Raw genomic sequence first — 684 nt, 5'->3', positions numbered from 1 at the left:
GACTCGATTTCGTCTACGGCTTCCCTATATGGTTAACCTTGCCACTGAATGTAAGTCGCTGACCCATTATACAAAAGGTACGCAGTCACGGAACAAGTCCGCTCCTACTGTTTGTATGCACACGGTTTCAGGATCTATTTCACTCCCCTTCCGGGGTTCTTTTCGCCTTTCCCTCACGGTACTGGTTCACTATCGGTCGATTACGAGTATTTAGCCTTGGAGGATGGTCCCCCCATATTCAGACAGGATGTCACGTGTCCCGCCCTACTTGTCGTACGCTTAGTATCACCGGTCTGATTTCGAATACGGGACTATCACCCGCTACGGTTCCTATTTCCAGAGGATTCTTCTATCAGTCCGACTATCACGTACAGGCTCTTCCCATTTCGCTCGCCGCTACTTTGGGAATCTCGGTTGATTTCTTTTCCTGCAGCTACTTAGATGTTTCAGTTCGCCGCGTTCGCCTTGCATACCTATGTATTCAGTATGCAATACCCTAAAAGGGTGGGTTGCCCCATTCGGAAATCTGCGGATCAAAGTGTGTTTGCTCACTCCCCGCAGCTTATCGCAAGCTACTACGTCCTTCATCGCCTGTAATCGCCAAGGCATCCACCATGTGCACTTATTCGCTTGTCCCTATAACGTTAGCCTCTGAGACCGAAGTCATCAAAGAGCGCTACAGGG

The 684-nt window shown here is 49.6% G+C and carries 1 rRNA gene; it reads right to left on the bottom strand.

Annotation, left to right across the window (positions count from 1 at the left end):
• Positions 1 to 636 (bottom strand): 23S ribosomal RNA (locus tag JaAD80_RS29815); the annotation flags it as partial.
• Positions 637 to 684 lie beyond the last annotated feature (48 nt).

It is taken from the genome of Janthinobacterium sp. AD80 (genome assembly GCF_002878455.1).
Taxonomy (GTDB): Bacteria; Pseudomonadota; Gammaproteobacteria; order Burkholderiales; family Burkholderiaceae_D; genus Janthinobacterium.
The sequence above is the reverse complement of the archived record's forward strand: the minus strand, read 5'-3'. Positions and strand labels throughout refer to the sequence as shown.